At 59.3% G+C, this 6,697-nt stretch carries 5 protein-coding genes; 1 reads left to right on the forward strand and 4 read right to left on the reverse strand.

Translation table 11 applies throughout. From position 1 onward, the window contains the following. Positions 1 to 119: 119 nt before the first annotated feature. The 3 genes from AC6FTP_RS24615 to AC6FTP_RS24625 form a co-directional block, all read right to left on the reverse strand. Positions 120 to 752 (reverse strand): class II glutamine amidotransferase domain-containing protein, encoded by a 633-nt coding sequence (locus tag AC6FTP_RS24615; RefSeq protein WP_497209555.1) that lies wholly within the window; start codon positions 750 to 752, stop codon positions 120 to 122. A gap of 78 nt (positions 753 to 830) precedes the next feature. Continuing rightward, a complete protein-coding gene (locus AC6FTP_RS24620) occupies positions 831 to 1,793 on the reverse strand; it encodes an amidoligase family protein (RefSeq protein WP_497209556.1) in 963 nt (320 codons plus the stop codon). Between the two features lie 106 nt (positions 1,794 to 1,899). After that, positions 1,900 to 2,799: an ATP-dependent DNA ligase gene (locus tag AC6FTP_RS24625; protein ID WP_497209557.1), complete on the reverse strand. Its 900-nt coding sequence runs from the start codon at positions 2,797 to 2,799 to the stop codon at positions 1,900 to 1,902. A 604-nt stretch (positions 2,800 to 3,403) separates the two neighbouring features. Here AC6FTP_RS24625 and AC6FTP_RS24630 point away from each other — a divergent pair. Further along, on the forward strand, positions 3,404 to 5,383 hold the full coding sequence (locus AC6FTP_RS24630) for a hypothetical protein (protein ID WP_497209558.1): 1,980 nt from the start codon (positions 3,404 to 3,406) through the stop codon (positions 5,381 to 5,383). A 185-nt stretch (positions 5,384 to 5,568) separates the two neighbouring features. On the opposite strand, the gene AC6FTP_RS24635 is transcribed toward AC6FTP_RS24630, so the two are convergent. Beyond that, positions 5,569 to 6,120 carry a hypothetical protein gene (locus tag AC6FTP_RS24635; RefSeq protein WP_497209559.1) on the reverse strand — a complete coding sequence of 184 codons (552 nt, stop codon included), beginning with the start codon at positions 6,118 to 6,120 and terminating at the stop codon, positions 5,569 to 5,571. Positions 6,121 to 6,697 lie beyond the last annotated feature (577 nt).

Genomic DNA, 6,697 nt, shown 5'->3' on the forward strand with positions numbered 1-6,697 from the left:
ATCTGTTCACGGGCTTCACGCGGGGAGTCGGCCTCCACACGGTCATCGAACAACACTTGGCCAGCTCGGCTGGCGATCAGTTTGAAGAGTTTCATTGTCGTTTTGTTTTGGGTTTTGGGTTAGCAGGCAAAAAGGCAGGACTGGTGGCGGGGAAGGTGATCCGCAGGCTGCGTAGCCTTGCGGCGTGCTTGTGCAGATTTCAGGCGTGGCAGGAAGAACGTGTTGCTCACTTTCATGCCTCGCCACGCTTCCCATGGACCGAAGAGGCGGGTTTCATGAGCGTTCATCCACACCCAGCGCCCTGGCAGCTTATTGAGCGCATCAGGGCCGGTGGTGTGGACCACCAGTGCCGCTGCGCGGGTGTCACTCATCGGCGAGGTCGGCAGCGTCTCCTTGCGATGCTGCTCAAGCCGCATCAGGGCATCCACATACCCGCTCCATGTGCCGTTGTGGAACAGCACGCTCTCGGCCATGCCCGAGAGGCTCACGCTGGCCTTCGGCGTGACAGGGAAGGGATGACACAATCGCGCATCAACTCCGCCCACGCTGGCCCAGCGGAAGTGGATGACCACTTCGCCCTCCAGCTTCTTGAGCAGAGTGATGAGTTCACCGGTGCTCAGGTTCTTCTGCCATTTTACGCGGCCACCTTCCCGCCATGCCACGCCCGCGCCGTGCGGGTTGGCTTCATGACAGGCATACAGCACCTCGGGCTTCGGGCGCACGGTTTCAGGACAAATCAGGATCACACACATATCAGGTTCGGTTCTTGGGTTCGTTGTTCTTGGGTTTGGCCCGGCTATCCGCAGACTGCGTATAGCGAGGGCAAAGGGTTAGAGATTGGCGTCGGGGTAGCGGCTATCGAACTGCTGGCAAAGCCGCTGCGCGCTCTTGCGGTAGTGGCGGAACTCGGAGTGCAGTTTGCCGAAGAGCCCAAGGGCGACGGGACGCGCACTGCCGGTCCACCCGAGGTAGTCCCACAGGAAGCGCAGGCCGTCGGAGGCGGTGGCGGTGCGCTTGGCTTGGATCTTGTTCTTGCCGAACCCGCCGAGGCATTGGACCTCGCAGGCGCGGCGACACAGGCCGAGCACGCTGGCAAGGTGATGCAGTATCTTCTCAATGTTCACCGTGCCGGCAAAGACGCGGAACTCCACCACCCCGACGAAGCGTCCGTTGCGGTCACGCTTGAACGCTTTTCTAAAATTCACCATGCCGCGCCCGCATTGCTCAGCGCACTCGGCTTTCACGCGTTCCTCCTCGCAGGTGACTATTTTGAGCATGTGCTCGGCGGTCTGCTCATAGAGCGGGTGGCTGTAGTGATTGAGATGGCGGTCCGTCCCGGTCTGGCCGTAGAGGCTGCGTGCGTGCCAGCGGGCAATGTGGGCGAGTTTGCGGATGAACTCGCTCACCGCTTTCGTGTCGGACGTGCCGATGATGGATTCAATGCCCACGGTGATATGGCAGCCGCAGGAGCGATCCACCGTGGCACCGATGGCATTGAGCCATTCGACGAATCCGATCAGATGCTCCACACCGCGCTCACCGTGGAGGATGGGGGAAACGAATTCGCAGGGGATTTGCCCGGCTTCGCAGCGGATGGAGCCATCGCGCTCTGCCTTCCACGTATCAGCGTGGAAGGCGGGAGCGTTGCTGCGGGCACCAGCCAGCGTGATGCCAGTGGTGACCGGATACCCGGCGTGGTAATTGCCCACCGACACGTTGCTGGTGGCAGGCAGGCGGGTTTCGAGTTCGATGCCCCATTGGATCAGGGCGGCTTTGGGATCGGCGGGTTTCATGAGGATGGAATGGGTACGGGTGATTGAAGTCCATGCGGACTTCCCCTTGGCCTCGTCACCGTGGCCGCGTGTGTCGCACCGTTTTGATCACCATTTTAAAGACCTCCTATGAGAGGTCCCACTGCTCGCGGAACCCGATGAACTTGGGGAACCTGGGCGCTTCCTTCGCGCCGCTGGGTTGGTGCATGAACTTCACCATGCGGCCCAATAAAGCGGCGCGCTGCTGCCACAGGGTGATGCGGTCCACACCCCCGACGACATGGTTGTAACCCAGCCTGAACTCGATGCCCGTCTCCACGTGTTTGACGATAAAGCCGCCGAGTTCACCGCGCCCAACCATGCCAGACTGCGCCATGCTGCGCTTGGTGCGGCCAAACGCGTCCTTCTCAGCCGCGTTCTGATTGCTCATGCCCTCGTAGGTGTCGAGCACCACGGCCTCAGCGTCCTCGAAGCGCTTGATCTTGAGCAGGTAGCCCTCGCGCTCCGTGGACCTCCCGCACTTGTAGGGTGAGCCCGGCGTGCGGATCATCACGCCTTCATATCCCTCACTCACACAGCGCTCCTCATAGGCCATGAGGTCATCAAGCGAATGTATCTCCTCAGGCAGCACTTTATCGACCCGATGGTAATCAGGCAGTCGCGCGAGTTCCTGCATGCGGCAGGCATAGGGCACGTCGATGCCTTCGCTCACATAGTCGAAGACGGCGAAGGTGAAGTCAGGCTCACCACTCTCGCGGCCCACATGCCCGGCAGTTTCATTGAAAGTGGTGCCTTTCACGATTAACTCGCCGTCCAGTCCATCGGGCAGCTTGGATTCGATCCACTCGCGAATGAAGCGATTGGACACGGGCTTGAAGCTGCGGGTCAGGGCGCGGCCATTGAGCTTGAGGCAGCGGATGCCATCGAGTTTGGGCGTGGCGAGCAGGGGAAAGGTGAGGGCATGGAGACGCTCGCACTTGTCGGCGAGCATGGGTTTGGTGATGGGGGACGAGGCGGTGGTGTTCATGGTCATGGAGGGCGTTTTGTTGACCAGCGCTGGGCTGGGTTCCCTCCTGCCTCGTCACCGAGACCTCGTGTGTCGCACCGATTTGATCACCATGTGGCGGAGGCGCAGAACACTGTTGTCCATCCATGATTGGTGCCATGTTTGAGTGCAGCGCTGACCATAACCATTCACTGCTTAAAAGTACCCACTGGCATCATTCGGTCCATCATGTCGTGGAGTGCAAGTCAACGGTCGGCGGGTCGTCAGCGCAGGGTTTGAGTTGATCGGGCAAGAGCATCAACCTTGAGAATTGGCGTAACCCATTTTTTGAGTTGTTGCGCAGTTATGAAAATGCAAAAAATTTTAAGCATGACCCGCTGACTTCGGGAGGCGTAATTTGAAATAATTTTCAGCAAATTTTCAGCCTGTCTATACCATGAAAACCACCATGTCCCAAAATCCACTGCGTCTGCGCTGCAGACGCCTTCTGGCCTCATTTTGCCCAGCTTTGCTGGCGGTTTTTCTGCAGACAGGAGCTGTGTCTCTTCAGGCCGCTCCTCAGTATAACATCCAGGTTGGGCTGGGGGGAGCTCTCACGTTGGGGGAGCCTCTGACTTATGAGGGCATGATCGTGATTCTGCGCCCCAGCCCGGGAGACAACTTCTGGTATCGCCTGCCGCACCGCGTGGAGGTGGTGGGTGAGCTGCCGCCGGGCATTGAACTTATGCAAAAGGGCCCGGGTTTCCATGATCTGGCGCACTTTGCTGGCACCCCAACCCGCGCGGGCACCTACTCGGTCCAAGTCAGCGCCACCATGGCCGATGGGCTTAAAACCGGCAGCACCACTGCCACCTTCTTCATTGAGGACCCCAAGCTGCGCACCTACAGCGTGCAGAACTGGGGCACCGAGCGACTGCTTGCCGGAGCCGGAGTTGGCAATGCTGGCCTGCAGTTGGTCAGCTCGCAGTACCGAGTGCTGCGCGCGGCGGTGAAGGTCAACATCAGCGGCCTGCCAGAGGGCGTTGAACTTATCTCTTATGGCGATGGGTATCATATGTTCACGGGCACCCCAAGGACCGCTGGCACTTATCCGGTGAGCGTGGAGTTTCGTTGGCCTGATGACAACGCCCTGATTGCCTCCTCGCAGTTCACGGTGCAGGTCCTGCCTGATGATGAATCCGCACGACAGTATCAACTCACCCTGATCTCGCTGTGGCCGCTGAGGCAGGGGGTGGCTTACACAGACCAAGGCTTTCAGGCACCATGGTTTTATGTGGAGGATCAGTTTGGCCGCCGCAGCGAGGGGCCCTTTGTCTGCGAGGCCAGCGGCCTGCCCGAGGGCATGTCCTTCTCCGCCATGGGACACCTCGTGGGGCGTCCGAAGCAGGCAGGCACCTTTGAAATCAGCCTGCAGGTCACCCTGCCCAATGGCGCCAGAACCAATAACCAGAGCCTGAGCCTGCAGGTGCGCCCATCTTTGTCACTTGCACAGTACGCAGGCATTTACGATTGCAACATTGAGCGCAGCGAAACACTTAACGGCAACATGGGGGGCAGGCTGCGCTTCACCATCTCTGCTGCTGGGCAAATCAGCGGCTTTTTGATTCACAAGGGCCGCCGCTTCCCCTTTGCCTCATCAGCCGCGAGGTTTGATGAGGCGGCGGATCAATGGATCATCAGCCCGCAGAACGCGGGTTTGCAACTCAGCGGCAACTTCGCCGAGGAGCGCGACTACAGCGTGGATGAAAACTCACCCTTCATTCGCTTTGTGGGCCAAGCCAGTGCGGCCGGGGATGCGGTGGGCCTAGCTGGATGGCGCGCCACCACACGCTCGGCGGCCTCGCCCAGCCCCTATGCAGGCTCACAACCCGTGAACATTCTCTTTGTCTCCAGTGATGAGGCAGCGCAGCAGGGCGACTTTGGCGGGGCGGGTTTCATGTCAATGACGGTGTCTGCGTCCGGCAATGCCACCCTGACGGTGTGGGCGGCCGATGGCAGCCCTCCCGTTTCGCTGGCAACCACCCTGACAGAAAGCAGCATCGGTGCCTTCATTCCGGTTTACGCCATTCTCAACAACAGCAGCGGCTCCAGTGCCCTGATGGGAGAGCTCTTCCTCAATGCCGATGGCGATGCGGCAGGGCAGCTCACCTGGCAGCAGCCTGCCAGCAATCGCGGTGCCTTCCCCGAAGGCATTGACCTTATCACCTACGAGGGCGTTATCGGTTCGCGTCACGTGGTCCAACCCCAGGGCCTGAATCGCTTGGGCTTGGAGCAGAGCATTACCGATGCGCAGCTCGATTTGATGGGCGATGAGGTGCCCTCCGGCAGTGAGGTCACCCTAAGTCTGAGCAGCAGTCAGATTTTGGCAGCTCCCGCCGAGCAGCAGGTGTCGCAAGTCAAACTTAGCTACAACGCACGCAGCGGCATGGTCACCGGCAGTATGGTGCTGGGGCAGAGTCGCGGCAAACGCGCCCGTAACGTGACCTTCCGCGGAATGCGCGCACCAGATGGCAAAAGCATCCTTGGCCACTACACCGTGCCCGAAGCCGCCAATGCCCGGCGCAGCAGTGCAGGCATGATGAAGATCAGCGCCAAGGCTCGGTGAGTAGAGGGTGATCGGCACGCACCGTCACCGACGAGCTGCAAACACTCTCGAGTTGCGCTCAATCTCCCTGTGTATTGCTTGATATGAGGCGTTTTACAGGCACGAGCCCACGCAAGGTGTGAGTATATTCCAACCGCCGAGATCCACTTGTTGCGACCATCAACGCGCTTGTTGAGGCCAGCACGTCAGCCTTCAATCAAGTGATCAAACAGGCCCGGCTGGAACGGCTCCAGGGCGGCTTGCTCCGCTTTGAAGAAGTCCGCCTTGGTCTTGCCGCGCTTCTTGCCCTCGCGCGTGTGGCAGTCATACGCATATTCGGGGATGGCAATGTAATCACCGCTGCTGCGCAACTCCAGCGCCAACGTGTCAGGATCAAGTCCCGCCGTCTGATCATAGACGTAATTTTGTAGATGATCGGGATCGCGACTCTTCTTGCTCAGGCACAGCAGGATAATCGCCTTGCTAATGAAGATGCGGCCTTTCGCCTGCTTGGGCGGGATGCCGTCATTGATCACAAGATAGGAATCATGCAGCGCCTTCACTTCCTGAGTCAGAATGCCCCAGCAGTCCTCCGCGCTGATGGTGAGCAGGCGCTTCCACACATACTTGCCAAAGCCGCTCTGCCAAAGTTCCAAGGCCCAGTAACCGGCCAAAGCCGCATCGCCACGGCGGATGGCTTTCTGCATCGCAGAGGACACCTCGCTGAAGTTGTAATGACGAATCGTGCGCAGTTGCATGGGGTTGGCGGGAAAGAGATCTGGGAGGTCCATGAATGGAGGCCTCGTCACCGTGACTTCGGGATTCCATCCGTTTGCATCACCAAATGATGCCGTGAGGTTTGAGTAGGTCGCAGGGTTTGGAAGGTGCCTTGGGGTGCCGACTATTCGGGGGCGCACTACTCCAGAACGAGCGGATGACTCGTGTTGCCGTCGATCTGTGGCTGGTGTTGCAGCAGCAGATAGAAGCTTGGCGGCTTCACGTGGTGTCGCAGACTCGGATCCCAGAGCAGGTCAATCTTGGGATCCACCAAAAGCGGTATCGGGCACATTGAGCCGTCGCTCTCCCGATACAAACCAATCAACCACTCGCCATTCAACGGCTCCCGAAACGATGGGTGACCAGGGTCCATTGAGCAGAATGACGTGCCGAAGTGCTCGATCAATTGAGATCCTCCGGTGTGCGGAGGAGACTTCGATTTTTTCTGTGGAGACATCAGCGCGGTTCAGGCGACCCGTGTCTTTTACGACGCTCAATGTGACTCGAAAGTCGTCGATTGGTTTTCAAATACTTCATCACCTCGTCGAAATCATAGCG

This window comes from Prosthecobacter sp. (assembly GCF_044378005.1).
GTDB lineage: Bacteria > Verrucomicrobiota > Verrucomicrobiia > Verrucomicrobiales > Verrucomicrobiaceae > Prosthecobacter.

Coding starts and splice junctions, on each gene's coding strand:
- AC6FTP_RS24620 (WP_497209556.1), bottom strand. CDS start 1,793: ATGAAACCCGCCGATCCCAAAGCCGCCCTGATCCAATGGGGCATCGAA.
- AC6FTP_RS24625 (WP_497209557.1), bottom strand. CDS start 2,799: ATGAACACCACCGCCTCGTCCCCCATCACCAAACCCATGCTCGCCGAC.
- AC6FTP_RS24630 (WP_497209558.1), top strand. CDS start 3,404: ATGATCGTGATTCTGCGCCCCAGCCCGGGAGACAACTTCTGGTATCGC.
- AC6FTP_RS24635 (WP_497209559.1), bottom strand. CDS start 6,120: ATGCAACTGCGCACGATTCGTCATTACAACTTCAGCGAGGTGTCCTCT.
- AC6FTP_RS24615 (WP_497209555.1), bottom strand. CDS start 752: ATGTGTGTGATCCTGATTTGTCCTGAAACCGTGCGCCCGAAGCCCGAG.